This window comes from Bradyrhizobium sp. CCBAU 45384 (genome assembly GCF_028128665.1).
Classification (GTDB): Bacteria; Pseudomonadota; Alphaproteobacteria; order Rhizobiales; family Xanthobacteraceae; genus Bradyrhizobium; species Bradyrhizobium manausense.
This window is the reverse complement of the sequence record NZ_LBIZ01000107.1, coordinates 18,854-34,830: the sequence shown is the minus strand read 5'-3', so window position 1 is coordinate 34,830 and position 15,977 is coordinate 18,854. Positions and strand designations below refer to the sequence as shown.

Sequence of the window (15,977 nt, the reverse complement as noted above, 5' to 3'; positions counted from 1 at the left end):
CCGGCTCCCCCGCGCCGTTTGGTCCGTGCTGAGCCAATTGCGGCGCAGCCCGGACTGCGCGAGAATGCGTGTGGGGGCTGAGCACGACACAAGGATCGACCGATGCCGCCGTTCGTCGCATTCGCGGGCGTCCTGGGTGGGCTTGCCGTGGTCCGCTGGGCCTACAAGACCGCACTCAGGATCAACGAAGAGCTGGAGGAGATGCGCCTGTCGCGCGTCACTGAAGCCGCCCAGATGGGGAATATCCAGACACTGAAGCGTGACCCCGTGACGGGAGCGTATCGGCCGGGATAGCTTTTTCCACGTAGGGTGGGCAAAGCGAAGCGTGCCCACCACCGCGCCGTAATCCGGGAAAGATGGTGGGCACGGCGCAAGCGCGCCTTTGCCCACCCTACGGCACCTTTCCTAGGGCAGTCGTTAAGCCCGAATCCGCTTCCCTTTGCCTTGATTCCCATCCCCGCCGTCGATACGGTCCCGCGCGATTCAAAACCCCCCGCGAGAGCCTGATCTGACGATGGACGCCTCATTGCCCGCCCATATGCGCCCGGACCGCTCGTTCCAGGGCCTGATCCTGGCCCTGCAGCGCTATTGGGCGGATTACGGCTGCGTGATCCTGCAGCCCTACGACATGGAAGTCGGCGCCGGCACCTTCCATCCCGGGACGACCCTGCGCGCGCTCGGGCCGCGGCCGTGGAATGCCGCCTATGTGCAGCCCTCGCGCCGGCCCAAGGATGGCCGTTACGGCGAGAACCCGAACCGGCTCCAGCACTATTACCAGTTCCAGGTGATCCTCAAGCCGTCGCCGCCGAACCTTCAGGAGCTGTACCTGAAGTCGCTCGCCGCCATCGGCATCGATTCCGCCATCCACGACATCCGTTTCGTCGAGGACGATTGGGAGAGCCCGACGCTGGGCGCCTGGGGCCTGGGTTGGGAGTGCTGGTGCGACGGCATGGAAGTCAGCCAGTTCACCTATTTCCAGCAGGTCGCGGGCGTCGAATGCGCGCCGGTCGCGGGCGAGCTGACCTACGGTCTCGAACGCCTCGCCTGTTATCTGCAGGGCGTCGACAGCATCATGGACCTGAACTTCAATGGCCGCGAAGGCGCCGAGAAGGTCAGCTATCGCGATGTGTTCTTCCAGGCCGAGCAGGAATATTCGCGGCACAATTTCGAACATGCCGACACCGCGATGCTGTTCGAGCAGTTCAAGATGGCCGAGGCGGCGTGCCGGAAGTACCTCGACGCCGGCTGGCAAAAAAACTCGGAGTCCGGCAAGCGCGAGGCGCATCTGATGGCGCTGCCGGCCTATGACCAGTGCATCAAGGCGAGCCATGTCTTCAACCTGCTCGACGCGCGTGGTGTGATTTCGGTGACGGAGCGACAGAGCTACATCTTCCGGGTGCGCGAGCTGGCGAAAGCCTGCGGCGAAGCCTGGGTGCACACCGAAGCCGGTGGAGCGGCCTGATGCCCGATCTTTTGCTTGAACTGTTCTCGGAAGAGATCCCCGCGCGCATGCAGGCCAAGGCGGCCGACGACCTGCGCCGTCTGGTCACCGACAAGCTCGTCGCCGAAGGCCTGGTCTACGAGGGCGCGAAAGCTTTCGCGACGCCGCGCCGGCTTGCGCTCACCGTGCACGGCATCCCCGCGCGCCAGCCTGACCTGAAGACCGAGCGCCGCGGCCCGAAAGTCGGCGCGCCCGATGCGGCCGTGCAGGGCTTTTTGAAGGCGACCGGCCTGAAATCGCTGGACGAAGCCAAGATCCAGCGCGACCCCAAGGGCGATTTCTACATCGGACTGATCGAGAAGCCCGGCCGCGACGCCATCGACGTGCTCGCGGAAATCCTGCCCGTCATCATCAGAACCTTCCCCTGGCCGAAATCGATGCGCTGGGGCGCGCGCTCGGCCAAGCCGGGCTCGCTGAGCTGGGTGCGTCCGCTGCACGCGATCACCGCCACCTTTGGCCTGGAGACCGAAGAGCCCGATGTCGTGAAGTTTTCCATCGACGGCATCGAGGCCGGCCAGACCACCTATGGCCATCGCTTCCTCGCGCCGTCGGCTATCTCCGTGCGCCGCTTCGAGGACTACGAAGCCAAGCTCCTCGATGCGAAGGTCGTGCTCGACCCCGACAGGCGCAAGGACGCGATCCTCACCGACGCCAAGCAGCTGGCCTTCGCCCAAGGCTTCGAACTGGTCGAGGACCAGACCCTGCTCGACGAGGTCTCGGGCCTGGTCGAATGGCCGGTCGTGCTGATGGGCTCGTTCGAGCCGGAGTTCCTGAAGACGCCCGACGAGGTGATCCGCGCCACCATCCGCAACAACCAGAAATGCTTCGTGGTTAGGGATCCCAAGACCGGGAGGCTGACCAACAAGTTCATCCTCACAGCGAATATCGAGGCCATCGACGGCGGCAAGGTCATCGTATCAGGCAACGAGCGCGTGATCCGCGCGCGGCTGAGCGATGCGAAGTTCTTCTACGAGACCGACCTGAGGACCAAGCTCGAGGATCGGCTGCCGAAATTCGAGCAGATCGTGTTCCACGAGAAGCTCGGGACGCAGGCGGAGCGCATCAAGCGCCTCGAGCGCCTCGCCGCCGAGATCGCGCCGCTGGTCGGCGCCGATGTTGCCAAGGCCACGCGTGCGGCGCATTTGGCGAAGGCGGATCTGCTGACGGAAGTCGTCGGCGAATTCCCCGAGGTGCAGGGCCTGATGGGCAAGTATTATGCGCTGGCGCAGGGCGAGGATGCCTCGGTCGCGGCGGCCTGCGAGGAGCACTACAAGCCACAAGGGCCGGCCGATCGCGTGCCGACGGATCCGGTCAGTATCGCAGTCGCGCTCGCTGACAAGCTCGATACGCTGGTCGGCTTCTGGGCGATCGATGAGAGGCCGACGGGATCGAAGGACCCCTATGCGCTGCGGAGAGCGGCGCTGGGTGTTATCAGGTTGATCGCCGAGAACGCGCTGCGCCTGTCGCTGCTGAAGGTGGCAGCGGCCGCGCTCGCGGGCTTGTCGGTGAAGCCCGCCGATGCGGAGAAGCTCCCGAGCGATCTGCTCGCCTTCTTCGCCGATCGCCTGAAGGTCCAGCTCCGTGAGCAGGGCGCGCGTCACGATCTCGTCGACGCCGTGTTCGCGCTCGGCGGCCAGGATGATCTCTTGATGATCGTTCGCCGCGTCGATGCGCTCGGCAAATTCCTCGACACCGACGACGGCAAGAACCTGCTCGCCGGCACCAAGCGCGCCAGCAACATCCTTTCGATCGAGGAGAAGAAGGACAAGCGCACCTTCCACGGCGCGCCGGATGCTGCGCTCTACAGCCTCGCAGAGGAGAAGGCGCTTGCGAAGGCGATCGGCGAGGTGACGACGGAAGCAAGTGCCGCCGTCGCCAAGGAGGACTTTGCCGCCGCGATGCGCGCGATGGCGAAGCTTCGCCCACCGGTCGATGCGTTCTTCGACAAGGTGCGCGTCAACGACGACGATCCGAAGGTCCGCGAGAACCGGCTAAAACTGCTGAACGAGATCCGCAGCGCCACGCGCGCAGTGGCGGATTTCTCGAAGATCCAGGATTGAGGCGCGCCACAATGACGGCGCGCGTAGCGCGAGCCCGGAATCCATCGTGCCGCACGTGACGTCCCGCACGTGACGTCGAGAATGGATTCCGAGCTCGCGCCAAGTGGCGCGCCCCGAAATGACGGGACAGAAAAATGCCCCGCCCGGCGGGGGGAAGACCGGGCGGGGCCTGATGTCCGATTACACTGCTCGCGCCAGCCTGATTGATGCGGCGCGCCGGACATCTAGTTGAACAGCAAGATTCCTAGTCCATCACCTCGACGATGCGCCGCGAGCGCGGCTCGACCAGCACGGTCTCGCCGTTCACGACGGTGTAGCGATACGTCGTCGCGCCGAAACGTTGCGGCACGTCATAATAAGTGATGCCGGTTTCGGGTAAGGTGGCACCGACCACGACGCGATCGGGAATATGGAAGGCTGGCACACGTTGCTCGACGACATAGTCACGGAACGCCGGCCGTTGCTCGACCGCAATCGTCGGGCTTTCCTCAACCGCCACGGGTGCGCGTCCCACTGTGATCCCGGTTTGCGCCTGCGCCGCGATGGGCGCGCTGAGCGCGGCGCCAAGCACTGCGAGAGCGAGAATCCTGTTTCGCATGGGCAACTCCTTCGAATTGACTTCAGCCCGCGCCAATGACGCGACCGCTTGCCAATGCTGCGCCGCGCGCGATGTTCCGGAAAAAGCCTGCCGCATCCGCGGCAATTTCGGGCAGTTTTTGCGAAGCCGGGAACCCGTATCGACCCCTCCGCGTCTCTACGGACGAAACCGGGTCCGCTATGATCCGCCGCGATTCGCCTCACCCCACGGAAAGATAATTCATGCACCTCACCGTCGCCCACATCTCGCCGCTCCTGTCGCTGCTTGCGGGCGTTCTCATCCTGGTCATGCCGCGCCTGCTCAACTTCATCGTGGCGATTTTTCTCATCCTCAATGGTGCGATCGGGCTCGGTTTGCTGAAATGGCTCCATCTCTAGGCCTTCATTTTCCGGAACTCTTCGACTTGCGCGGGCCTGCTCAAAGTGGTGTAAGGCGCGCGATTTCCCATTCCTCTCGAAGGTTGTGTGCAAGCTATGGCCAAAGCCGCCTCGAAGCCTAAGAAACTGCCAGCGAAATCAAAGCCTTCCGTCAAGGCGAAAGCCGCGCCGGCGGCCCGCAAGGCGCTCCCCAAGAGTTCTGTGAAGAGCGCCCCGAAGCCGGTCGCCAAGGTTGCCGCCAAGGCCGCGGCCAAGCCGGCCGCTAAGGCTGCGGCCAGGGCGGCCAAAAGCGCGCCGGCAAAGATCCCGGCCAACAAATGGGTCTTCACCTTCGGCGACGGCAAGGCCGAAGGCCGGACGGAGATGCGCGACCTGCTCGGTGGCAAGGGCGCGAACCTCGCCGAGATGGCCAATCTCGGCCTGCCGGTGCCTCCGGGCTTCACCATCCCGACCTCGGTCTGCACCTATTTCTACGCCCACGGCAAAACCTATCCGAAGGAGTTGCAGTCGCAGGTCGAGAAGGCGCTCGACTATGTCGGCAAGTTGACGGGCAAGGTGTTCGGCGACACCAAGAACCCGCTGCTGGTCTCCGTACGTTCAGGCGCGCGCGCCTCGATGCCGGGCATGATGGACACCGTGCTCAATCTCGGCCTCAACGACCAGACGGTCGAAGCGCTGGCGGAGCTCTCCGGCGACCGTCGCTTCGCCTACGACAGCTATCGCCGCTTCATCACCATGTATTCCGACGTGGTGCTCGGCTTCGAGCATCATCACTTCGAGGAAATCCTCGACACCTTCAAGGACAGCCAGGGCTATACGCTCGACACCGACCTCACCGCTGAGGACTGGGTCGAGCTGGTCGGCAAGTACAAGGACGCGGTCGCGCGCGAGACCGGCAAGGACTTTCCGCAGGATCCGCATGACCAGCTCTGGGGCGCGGTCGGCGCGGTGTTTTCGTCCTGGATGAATGCGCGCGCGGTGACCTACCGCAAGCTGCACGATATCCCTGAGTCGTGGGGCACCGCGGTCAATGTGCAGGCCATGGTGTTCGGCAACATGGGCGAGACCTCGGCAACCGGCGTTGCCTTCACCCGCAATCCCTCGACCGGCGAGAGCAAGCTCTACGGCGAGTTCCTGATCAACGCGCAAGGCGAGGACGTGGTGGCGGGCATCCGCACGCCGCAGGACATCACCGAGGAAGCGCGCAAAGAGTCAGGTTCCGACAAGGCGTCGATGGAAGCGGCGATGCCTGAGGCCTTCAAGGAGCTGACGCGGATCTACACGCTGCTCGAGAAGCACTACCGTGACATGCAGGACATGGAGTTCACGGTCGAGCAGGGCAAGCTGTGGATGCTGCAGACCCGCAGCGGCAAGCGCACGGCGAAGGCTGCGCTCCGCATCGCGGTCGAGCTTGCCAATGAGGGCCTGATCACAAAGAAGGAAGCGGTGACGCGGATCGATCCCGCCTCGCTCGACCAGCTCCTGCATCCGACCATCGATCCCAACGCCAAGCGCGACGTGATCGCGACCGGCCTGCCGGCTTCGCCAGGGGCTGCCTCCGGCGAGATCGTGTTCTCGTCGGATGAAGCGGCCAAGCTCCAGGGCGACGGGCGCAAGGTCATTCTGGTCCGTATCGAGACCAGCCCGGAAGATATCCACGGCATGCACGCCGCCGAAGGCATCTTGACCACGCGCGGCGGCATGACCTCGCACGCGGCGGTCGTCGCGCGCGGCATGGGCAAGCCCTGTGTCTCCGGCTGCGGCACCATCCGCGTCGATTACGGCCGCGGCACCATGAGCATCGGCTCGCGCACCTTCAAGGCCGGTGACGTCATCACCATCGACGGCTCGCTTGGCCAGGTGCTGGCCGGCCGCATGCCGATGATCGAGCCGGAACTGTCTGGCGAGTTCGGCACGCTGATGAACTGGGCCGACCAGGTCCGCAAGATCGGCGTCCGCGTCAACGGCGACACGCCCGACGATGCCCGCACCGCGATCAAGTTCGGCGCCGAAGGCATCGGCCTCTGCCGCACCGAGCACATGTTCTTCGAGGAGACCCGCATCCGCACCGTGCGCGAGATGATCCTCTCCGAGGACGAGCAGTCGCGCCGGGCCGCGCTGGCAAAGCTGTTGCCGATGCAGCGCGCCGACTTCGTCGAGCTGTTCGAGATCATGAAGGGCCTGCCCGTCACGATCCGTCTGCTGGACCCGCCGCTGCACGAATTCCTGCCGCACACCCATGCCGAGGTCGAGGAAGTGGCGCGTGCCATGAACACCGATCCGCGGCGTCTGGCCGACCGTGCGCGCGAGCTGTCGGAGTTCAATCCGATGCTCGGGTTCCGCGGCTGCCGCATCGCGATCGCCTATCCTGAGATCGCCGAGATGCAGGCCCGCGCGATCTTCGAGGCGGCGGTCGAGGCCGAGAAGCGCACCGGCAAGGCCGTCGGCCTCGAGGTGATGGTGCCGCTGATCGCGACCAAGGCCGAACTCGACCTGGTCAAGGCCCGCATCGATGCCACCGCGAAGTCGGTCATGCGTGAGACCAATACCAAGATCGGCTATCAGGTCGGCACCATGATCGAGCTGCCGCGCGCCTGTCTGCTCGCGGAAGAGATCGCCGAAAGCGCCGAGTTCTTCTCGTTTGGCACCAACGACCTGACGCAGACGACCTACGGCATCAGCCGCGACGACGCGGCGAGCTTCCTCGGTCCCTACGTCGCCAAGGGCATCCTTTCGATCGATCCCTTCATCTCGCTCGACCAGCAAGGCGTCGGCGAGCTCGTCAAGATCGGCGTCACGCGCGGCCGCAAGACGCGGGCGAAGCTCAAGGTGGGCATCTGCGGCGAGCACGGCGGCGATCCCGCCTCCGTCGCCTTCTGCCACAATGTCGGTCTCGACTACGTGTCCTGCTCGCCGTATCGCGTGCCGATCGCGCGGCTCGCGGCGGCCCAGGCCGCGCTCGGCAAGGCGATTGCGAGCCAGGCGTAAGGCGAAGCAACATACGTGATGCGAAAGAGGCGGAGCTTGCTCCGCCTCTTTTCATTTGGGGCGACGCCCTCTCGACTCGTCATTGCGAGGAGCCCTTGCGACGAAGCAATCCAGAGTCTTTCAGCGGAGACAGTCTGGATTGCTTCGCTGCGCTCGCAATGACAGCGGAGGAGGAACCAGGCGCGTCCCGAAATGATACGCGTGCGCAAGAGTTCCTTCACCATTCGCGTTGACCGATTGTTTACCGCTTCTCGCGACGCGGCCTTTACCGGCACATCGCATCGCCCCGTGAAAACACCTGACATCGCTTGCGTGTGTTTCGCGCGCAACGCGGATTAACGCCCCGGCAACCTAAATTAGATACTCACGATAAGGATCGAATTGCACGGATGTACTGAGTTCGATCAGGACGGGCGTAAGCGTAGCGTGAGCGTATCGATGTCAGTGTTGCGTAACCATCCGAAGGGTGCGCGGTTCGCATCCTTCGGACTCGGTCTCTGCATCTTCGCATTGATGCCGAGAGAGATCGGATATCAGGACATAGGCTCGCTGCTGGCGCGTCAGCCCGGCGTCGCCGAGCGCTGGCAGAAGCAGGTGTTCTCTGCGGCCTCCTCCATTCAGCTTGCCACTTACAGTTTCTCGCCCCCGATCGGCACGTCGGCGCCGCAGAGCGCGATGGTTCGTCTCGCCAGCCTCGACGGCCGCGATGTCACCGGTTCCATTTCGCGCAATCCGGTGCTGCAGGCGCCGGCGCGTTACCAGGCCTCCGACTTTCCCAAGGTTGATCGCGCGCTGAAAGGCGATCGTCTCGCCATCGTGACACCTGCGCCAGTACCTCAGCCGGCTGCTCCGGCCGTGACGCCCGCGCAGCAGGATCCCGCGACCTCGAACAGTTCCGTGTTCGGCGCCAAAACCGCCGAGCTGCCAGCCGTGCAGCCGCAGGCGATGTCGCCGGAGTCAGCGGCCGCGCTCGATCCCGAGCTTCAGGAGGCGATGCGTGCGCCGCCGTTGGCTCAATATACAAATCCGCCGAAGGCCGATGACAACGCGCTGTCCTTCGCGGCGCAGCCGCTCAACACGCTGAAGCAGGCGACATCAGCAGCTCCGCCGCGCGACCCCTTCAGCGTCAAGACCTCGAACCTGTTCTTCGGCAGCTCCTCGTTGGGCGGTAACCTCGAGAGCATCGAGAGCTGGCAGCCCGGCGCCGAGCCGCTGATCGTGATGCCCGACCCCGACATGAAGCTGGCCTCGCTGTCGCCGCCGAACGAGGACGCCGCCAGCATCACCGAGAGTGGCGAGAGCATCGCGCCGAAGGGTGAGGTCAACGCCGACAACCAGCGCGCCAAATCTCCGGCCGAGCGGCTGGCGCTCGACGAGAAATCGCGCGCGAAGTCGGAGAAGTGCCTCGCCGAAGCCGTTTATTTCGAATCCCGCGGGGAGGCCGTGCGCGGCCAGATCGCGGTCGCGCAAGTGGTGATGAACCGCGTATTCTCGGGCAAATATCCCGATACGGTGTGCGGCGTGGTCTATCAGAACAAGTACCGTCACTTCGCCTGTCAGTTCACCTTTGCCTGCGACAACAATCCCGATGTGATCCGCGAGCCCGAGATGTGGGAGCGCGCCAAGAAGATTTCGAAGGCCATGCTCGACGGCCAGATCTGGCTGCCTGAAGTGGGCAAATCGACGCATTACCACGCCTATTGGGTGCGTCCGTCCTGGGTCGCCGAGATGAAGAAGATGTACAAGACCGGCGTGCACACTTTCTATCGGCCGCGCAATTGGGGCGATGGAGCTGAGGAGCCGAGCTGGGGCACGCCGGCGCAGACCGCCGCGCTCTCGGCCGAGCTCGCGCTGGCGGCCAAGAGCTCCGCCGAGATGGGCGTCACCGAGCGAAGGTAGTTGTCGTCAGAAGCGGTCGTCACGCCCGGGCTTGTCCCGCCTGCGCGGCCGTAGCCGCTTCGGCGCGGCGAAGGCCCGGGCATCCACGTTCTTCGTACCGCGGGAAAGGCGTGGATGGCCGGGACAAGCCCGGCCATGACGTTGCGGAAGCTTTGGGTGCGCCGTCCTCACATCTCGATATCCAGCGCGCAGTCGAAATTCGGCGCCGAATGCGTCAGGGCGCCTGACGAGGCGTAGTCGACACCGGTCGCCGCGATCGCCGCAATCGAGTCCAGCGTGACACCGCCCGAGGCTTCCAGCTCCAGCCGGCCTTCCGTCATTCGCACAGCCTCGCGCAGCGTCGCGATGTCCATGTTGTCGAGCAGCACCGCATCGGCCAGATCAGTGGCGAGCACGTCGCGCAGCTGTGCGAGCGTATCCACCTCGATCTCGATCTTGACGAGATGGCCGGCATGCGCACGAGCGCGCTCCAGCACAGGCCGGATGCCGCCGGCAACCGCGATGTGGTTGTCCTTGATCAGGATGGCATCATCCAGGCCGAAACGGTGGTTGAAGCCGCCGCCGCAACGCACCGCGTATTTCTCCAGCGCCCGTAATCCGGGCGTGGTCTTTCGCGTGCAGCAGATGCGCATTTTCGTGCCCTCGGCCCGCGCGACGTAGTCGGCCGTGAGCGTCGCGACGCCGGACAGGCGGCCGACGAAGTTCAGTGCAGTCCGTTCCGCGGTGAGAACCGCGCGCGCCGGGCCGGAGATCGTCAACACCTGCTGCCCGCGCGCGACGCGCGCGGCGTCGCGGATATGCGCGCGGACCGCAATGTCGGTCGAGAGCTTTTGCAGCGTCGCCAGCGCCAGCGGCAGGCCGGCGATGACACCGGACTGGCGTGCAACCAGCACGGCCTGCGCCTTGGCCGCTTCCGGGATCGTCGCGAACGAAGTGATGTCGCCGGCGCGGCCGAGATCCTCGTCGAGTGCGCGATGCACGGCGTCATCGATGGCGAGCGGAGAGAGGAAGGCGTCGGGATGGAGCAGGGAGGTTGGGGTGATCATGACAAACTCCGTCAGGCGATCATGGATTGCGCGATGCGCGGCGTTGATTGCGCACTCAGCCCGTCCGCGACCTCATGCGCTTGGGCGAGTGTCATCATCGTTCTCTGCGCCAGCGCGGGCGCCTCCTCGGGATGGTCGCAGCGGAAATGCGCGCCGCGACTCTCGCGCCGGCTCCAGGCCGCGGACGCCACGAGCAGGGCCGCTGTCGCCATGTGGCGGACTGCGATGCTTGTTGCCGAGCGCTCGAGCCCGGCAAAACTGCGGACAGCTTCTGCCAGCCCGTCGCCTTCGCGGATCACACCGACATGCGTGGTCATCATCGCGCGCAACCGCTTCACGGCGCTTGCATCCGGCGCGCCGCCGCGTGGCGCCACCGGTGCTTCGGGGAGGCGGGCAGGTGAGGGGATCGCCCGGCCGGCGATGTCGTCGGCGATGCGCGCGGCATAGACCACGGCCTCCAGCAGCGAATTCGACGCAAGCCGGTTGGCGCCATGCATGCCGGTGGACGAGACTTCGCCGCCGGCCCAGAGCCCGTCGATCGAGCTACGGCCGCGTGCATCGACCGCGACGCCGCCCATGTGGTAGTGCACGGCCGGCGCGATCGGGACGACTTGCGTTGCCGGATCGATGCCGGCGGCGATGCAGCTTGCATGCACCGTCGGGAATTTGTCGGCGAAGCGGGGGCCCAGCGCTTGCCGCGCATCGAGGAAGGCGCCGCGCCCCGCCGCGATCTCGGCAAACACGCCGCGGGCCACGATGTCGCGCGGCGCGAGTTCGGCGAGAGGATGCTGCGCGAGCATGAAGCGATCGCCCTCGCTGTTGATCAAGGTCGCGCCTTCGCCGCGCAGAGCCTCGGTCGCGAGCGGTGCCGGGTCCCGGCCAACCATGATCGCCGTCGGGTGGAATTGCACGAATTCCGGATCGGCGATCACGGCGCCGGCGCGCGCCGCGATCGCAAGGCCCGATCCACTGGCCTCGGCCGGATTGGTGGTGACGGCATAGAGATGGCCGATGCCGCCGGTCGCGAGCACGACCGCGCGCGAGGCCATCATCACGGGCCTTGCCGCAAAGTTGCCCGCCTCGCGCAATTGAAGGCCGGTGACGGCGCCATCCTCGGTGAGCAGCGCTTCGGCGACAAAACCTTCGATCAGGCGGATCGACGGCGTGCGGCGCACGGCTTCGCTCAGTGCCGCGATGATCGCTGCGCCCGCGCCGTCGCCGCGCACGTGCACGATCCGCCGCGCCGAATGCGCGGCCTCGCGTCCCACCGCAAGCCGGCCTTCGAGATCGCGGTCGAACGGCACGCCATAGGCGAGCAGATCGTGTATCCGCAAGCCGGCCTCGCGGGCGATGCCGAGCGCGACCGTTTCATCGACGATGCCGCCGCCGACCGCGACCGTATCCGCAGCATGCGCTTCGGGAGTATCGCCGCCCGCGACGGCAGCTGCGATGCCGCCTTGCGCCCATGCGGACGATGCCCCTTGTCCGAGCGGCGCCGCCGAGATCAGCGTCACCGGCCGGGGCGCGAGTTTTAACGCGCAGAACAATCCGGCGAGGCCACCGCCGACGATGACGACGTCGTCGGTGGAGCGGGTGAGGTTGTGGATGTTGTGTGTCATAACTCTCTCCAAGTTCTCGGCTGTCGTCCCGGCCTAGCGCGCAATTGCGCGCGGGGGGGCCGGAACGACCCCGTGTGTGTTGCGGCGACTCGTGCTCAATTCCTCAGATTGATCATCCGCTCGACCGAGCGCCGTGCGCGTACCGCAAGTGCCGGATCGATCGTCACTTCCTCGCCGAGCGTCAGCAGGCTCTCCAGGATGTTGGACAGCGTGATACGCTTCATGTGCGGGCAGAGATTGCAGGGACGCAGCATCTCCACGTCAGGCAGCTCGGCGCGGACATTGTCAGCCATCGAGCATTCCGTGATCATCACGAGGCGCTTCGGTCGTCGCTCGCGCACCCAATTGATCATGTGCGCGGTCGAGCCGGTGAAGTCGGCTTCTGCCAACACATCCGGCGGACATTCGGGATGCGCGATGATCTGCACGGAGGGATCGGCGTCGCGGAAGGCGCGCAGTTCCTCGCCGGTGAAGCGCTCATGCACCTCGCATGCGCCCTTCCAGGCGATGATCTTCACATCCGTCTTCGAGGCGACGTAAGTTGCGAGATAGCGGTCGGGCAGGAAGATCACGCTCGGTGCGTTCAGGCTCTCGACCACCTGCACCGCGTTCGACGAGGTGCAGCAGATGTCGACCTCGGCCTTCACCTCCGCCGACGTGTTGACATAGGCAACGACAGGCACGCCGGGAAATTTTTCGCGGAGCAGGCGCACGTCGGCGCCGGTGATGCTGGCAGCGAGCGAGCAGCCGGCGCGTGCGTCAGGGATCAGCACTGTCTTGTCCGGATTGAGCAGCTTCGACGTCTCCGCCATGAAGTGCACGCCGCACTGGACGATGATGTCGGCCTTCACCTTGGTGGCCTCGACGGCGAGCTGCAGCGAATCGCCGCCGATGTCGGCGACGCCGTGAAAGATCTCCGGCGCTTGATAGTTGTGCGCGAGGATCACCGCGTTGCGTTCGCGCTTGAGCTGGTTGATCGCGTGGATCGTCGGCGCCATCAGCGGCCACTCGATCGGTGGGATCACATGCTTGACGCGCTCATAGATCGGCGCGGTGGCGCGCTCGACCTCGCTGGTCCATTGCAGCGACGGCCGCGGCAGCGTTGGCTCGGATCGTGCCGGCGCTGACGGCGTGGAGGTGGCTTGGCCCTGCGGCCGGTTGGCGAAATCATCTGGGCCGTAAATTTCAGCAATCGGCATCGAGGCCTCCCATGCGTGTCAATTATGCTCAATATGAGTATATATGAGATCTGAGAAATCCGGCCGAGGGGGGCCGGTGGGATTTCGTCAACCACATATACTCAATCTGAGTAAATCAGACATAGCACGGCCGGCGGCGGACCGCTAGGCCCAGCCGCACACATTCCCGTCAAGTCGGTCCTGTGCGGCGCCGGAGGAGGTCGCGACGAAACGCAATGCTCCCGCGAAAGCCCTCCGTGGAACGCAGCCCTTTTTGACTTTCGATTTTCATGCATCTGCATTAAACGGCGGACATGCGGTCGCCGATTTAGCGGATCGCCGACGCCGAATGAGGGAACAACCATGTCGACACAAGCGGGCGAACTCGCTCCCTCTCGTTCCTCTCACTGGCGCACCCCGGCCGTCATCATCCTCTGCGGCTGTGCGATCGGCATGCTCGGCTTCGGCCCACGCTCGGCGCTGGGCTTCTTCGTGCAGCCGATGAGCCACGAGTTCGCCTGGGGCCGCGACGTGTTCGGCCTTGCGATCGCCGTGCAGAATCTGTTGTGGGGATTGGGTCAGCCGTTCGCCGGCGCGGTCGCCGATCGCTTCGGCCTGTTCCGCGTGATGTGTGTGGGCGCGCTGCTCTATGCCGGTGGTCTCCTGCTGATGCGCTATTCGTCGACGCCGATGTCGCTCAACATCGGCGCGGGCGTGATGGTCGGCTTCGGCCTCGCCGGCTGCTCGTTCAATCTGGTGCTGTCGGCGTTCACGAAACTCTTGCCGGCTGAAAAGCGCGGCCTGGCGCTCGGCGCCGGCACCGCGGCGGGCTCGCTCGGCCAGTTCCTGTTCGCGCCTGTTGGCGTGGCGCTGATCGACAATTTCGGCTGGCAGCAGGCGCTCACCGTGTTCGGCTTCCTGATGCTGCTGATCATCCCGCTGTCGCTGGCGATCTCGACGCCGCCGGTCGCAACCACGGCCAGCTCAGCGCCTGCGGATGAGCAGACCATCACCCGCGCGCTCGCCGAAGCTTTCGGCCATCGCTCCTATGTGCTGCTGGTGCTCGGCTTCTTCACCTGCGGCTTCCAGCTTGCCTTCATCACCGTGCATCTGCCGGCGTTCCTGGTCGATCGCGGCGTTTCGACGCAAACCGGCGGCTGGGTGATTGCGGCGATCGGCCTGTTCAACATCATGGGCTCGCTCAGCGTCGGCTATCTCCAGAACAGTCTGCCCAAGCGCTACATCCTCTCGGCCATCTATTTCACCCGCGCGCTCGCGACGCTTGCCTTCATCTCGTTCCCGATCACGCCGTTCTCGGCGATCGCATTCGGTGCAATCTCCGGCCTCACCTGGCTGTCGACGGTGCCGCCGACCTCGGCGCTGGTGGCGCTGATGTTCGGCACGCGCTGGCTGGCCACGCTCTATGGCTTTGCCTTCGTCAGCCACCAGGTCGGCGGCTTCCTCGGCGTCTGGTTAGGCGGCATCGTGTTCGAGAAATTCGGGTCCTACACGCCGATCTGGTGGCTCTCGATCCTGTTCGGCGTGCTCTCGGCGCTGATCAATCTCCCGATCGTGGAGAAGCCGGTTCAGCGAGCGGTTGCGCAGCCTGCCTGATCGGCTAAACATCCCGGTCAAACAAGTCAGGGAGTTCAAGCCGTGGCCACATTCAAGGCAATCCGGATCGACAAGGCGGACAAGGGCACCACCGCGCAGCTCACGCAGTTCGACGAAGCCGAGCTGATGGAGGGCGACGTCACCGTCCGCGTCGAATACTCGACGCTGAACTACAAGGACGGCCTCGCGCTGACAGGCAAGGCACCGGTGGTGCGCCGTTTCCCGATGATCGCCGGGATCGATTTCGCCGGCACGGTCGAGTCCTCTTCCCATCCGCAATGGAAAGCGGGCGACAAGGTCGTTTGCACCGGCTGGGGCATGGGCGAGACCCATCTCGGCGCCTATGCCGAGAAGGCACGCGTGAAAGGTGACTGGCTGGTCGCCCTGCCGCAGGGCCTGTCGGCGCGCGATGCCATGGCGATCGGCACCGCCGGCTTCACCGCGATGCTGTCGGTGCTGGCGCTGGAGAAGCATGGTCTGTCGCCGAAGAGTGGCCCTGTGGTCGTGACCGGCGCGGCTGGGGGCGTTGGCTCGGTCGCCATCGCCGTGTTGTCCCGGCTCGGCTACCACGTCATCGCCTCGACCGGCCGCGCCTCCGAGGCCGATTACCTGAAGAGCCTCGGCGCAGCCGAGGTGATCGACCGCAATGAATTGTCGGGCCCGGCAAAGCCCCTTGCCAAGGAGCGCTGGGCGGGCGGCGTCGACAGCGTCGGCTCGACCACGCTGGCGAACCTGTTGTCGATGACCAAGTATGGCGGCGCCATCGCCGCCTGCGGTCTTGCAGCCGGCATGGACCTGCCGACTTCTGTTGCACCCTTCATTTTGCGCGGAGTGTGCCTTCTCGGCATCGATTCCGTGATGTGCCCGATTGAGCCGCGAAAAGCCGCCTGGCAGCGCCTCGCCTCCGACCTCGATCGGACAAAACTCTCTGAAATCACTACGGAAATTTCACTCGACGAAGTTCTGGAATGGGGCGCGAAAATCCTGGCCGGTCAGGTCCGCGGCCGCATCGTGGTAAAAATTGTCTAACGGCGTTCAGACTTTACCAACCAAGCTGCTTCAATGTCGCCATGGTTAGTATGGTAAGCAGCGGGTAA

General features: G+C 65.1%; 12 protein-coding genes. 8 read left to right on the top strand and 4 right to left on the bottom strand.

All coding sequences use genetic code 11. The annotated features are described in order from the left end of the window. Positions 1-102 precede the first annotated feature (102 nt). The 3 genes from XH80_RS17755 to glyS all read left to right on the top strand — a co-directional run bounded on the left by XH80_RS17755 (position 103) and on the right by glyS (position 3,561). Positions 103-294, top strand: a complete 192-nt coding sequence (locus tag XH80_RS17755; protein WP_057757179.1) for a hypothetical protein — start codon at positions 103-105, stop codon at positions 292-294. Between the two features lie 220 nt (positions 295-514). Next, complete coding sequence (locus tag XH80_RS17750; RefSeq protein WP_271599677.1) at positions 515-1,462, top strand: glycine--tRNA ligase subunit alpha; 948 nt, start codon at positions 515-517, stop codon at positions 1,460-1,462. Beyond that, positions 1,462-3,561, top strand: a complete 2,100-nt coding sequence (glyS, locus tag XH80_RS17745; RefSeq protein ID WP_271599676.1) for a glycine--tRNA ligase subunit beta — start codon at positions 1,462-1,464, stop codon at positions 3,559-3,561. Before XH80_RS17750 ends, glyS begins: the two co-directional genes overlap by 1 nt. Positions 3,562-3,805: 244 nt before the next feature. Here the strand turns inward: glyS and XH80_RS17740 are convergent, their stop codons facing one another. Next, positions 3,806-4,159 carry a DUF1236 domain-containing protein gene (locus XH80_RS17740; protein WP_271599675.1) on the bottom strand — a complete coding sequence of 118 codons (354 nt, stop codon included), beginning with the start codon at positions 4,157-4,159 and terminating at the stop codon, positions 3,806-3,808. A gap of 221 nt (positions 4,160-4,380) precedes the next feature. Here XH80_RS17740 and XH80_RS17735 point away from each other — a divergent pair, with 221 nt between their 5' ends. The 3 genes from XH80_RS17735 to XH80_RS17725 all read left to right on the top strand — a co-directional run bounded on the left by XH80_RS17735 (position 4,381) and on the right by XH80_RS17725 (position 9,423). Next, complete coding sequence (locus tag XH80_RS17735; RefSeq protein WP_083514732.1) at positions 4,381-4,536, top strand: DUF3096 domain-containing protein; 156 nt, start codon at positions 4,381-4,383, stop codon at positions 4,534-4,536. 96 nt (positions 4,537-4,632) lie between these two features. After that, the gene (ppdK, locus tag XH80_RS17730; RefSeq protein ID WP_271599674.1) at positions 4,633-7,524 is read left to right on the top strand and encodes a pyruvate, phosphate dikinase; all 2,892 of its coding nucleotides are present in this window, start codon (positions 4,633-4,635) and stop codon (positions 7,522-7,524) included. A 438-nt stretch (positions 7,525-7,962) separates the two neighbouring features. Further along, positions 7,963-9,423, top strand: coding sequence for a cell wall hydrolase (locus tag XH80_RS17725; RefSeq protein ID WP_271599673.1), 1,461 nt, complete (start codon positions 7,963-7,965; stop codon positions 9,421-9,423). Positions 9,424-9,590: 167 nt separating this feature from the next. On the opposite strand, the gene nadC is transcribed toward XH80_RS17725, so the two are convergent. The 3 genes from nadC to nadA form a co-directional block, all read right to left on the bottom strand. After that, complete coding sequence (gene nadC / locus XH80_RS17720) at positions 9,591-10,469, bottom strand: carboxylating nicotinate-nucleotide diphosphorylase (RefSeq protein WP_271599672.1); 879 nt, start codon at positions 10,467-10,469, stop codon at positions 9,591-9,593. Positions 10,470-10,480: 11 nt separating this feature from the next. Continuing rightward, positions 10,481-12,088 (bottom strand): L-aspartate oxidase, encoded by a 1,608-nt coding sequence (locus tag XH80_RS17715; protein WP_271599671.1) that lies wholly within the window; start codon positions 12,086-12,088, stop codon positions 10,481-10,483. Between the two features lie 95 nt (positions 12,089-12,183). Continuing rightward, positions 12,184-13,287 carry a quinolinate synthase NadA gene (nadA, locus tag XH80_RS17710; protein WP_271599670.1) on the bottom strand — a complete coding sequence of 368 codons (1,104 nt, stop codon included), beginning with the start codon at positions 13,285-13,287 and terminating at the stop codon, positions 12,184-12,186. Positions 13,288-13,629: 342 nt separating this feature from the next. On the opposite strand from nadA, the gene XH80_RS17705 reads away from it, so the two are divergent. Both XH80_RS17705 and acuI read left to right on the top strand, forming a co-directional pair. Next, a complete protein-coding gene (locus XH80_RS17705) occupies positions 13,630-14,880 on the top strand; it encodes an MFS transporter (protein WP_271599669.1) in 1,251 nt (416 codons plus the stop codon). 42 nt (positions 14,881-14,922) lie between these two features. Further along, positions 14,923-15,909 (top strand): acrylyl-CoA reductase (NADPH), encoded by a 987-nt coding sequence (gene acuI, locus XH80_RS17700; protein ID WP_271599668.1) that lies wholly within the window; start codon positions 14,923-14,925, stop codon positions 15,907-15,909. The last annotated feature ends 68 nt before the right edge of the window (positions 15,910-15,977 follow it).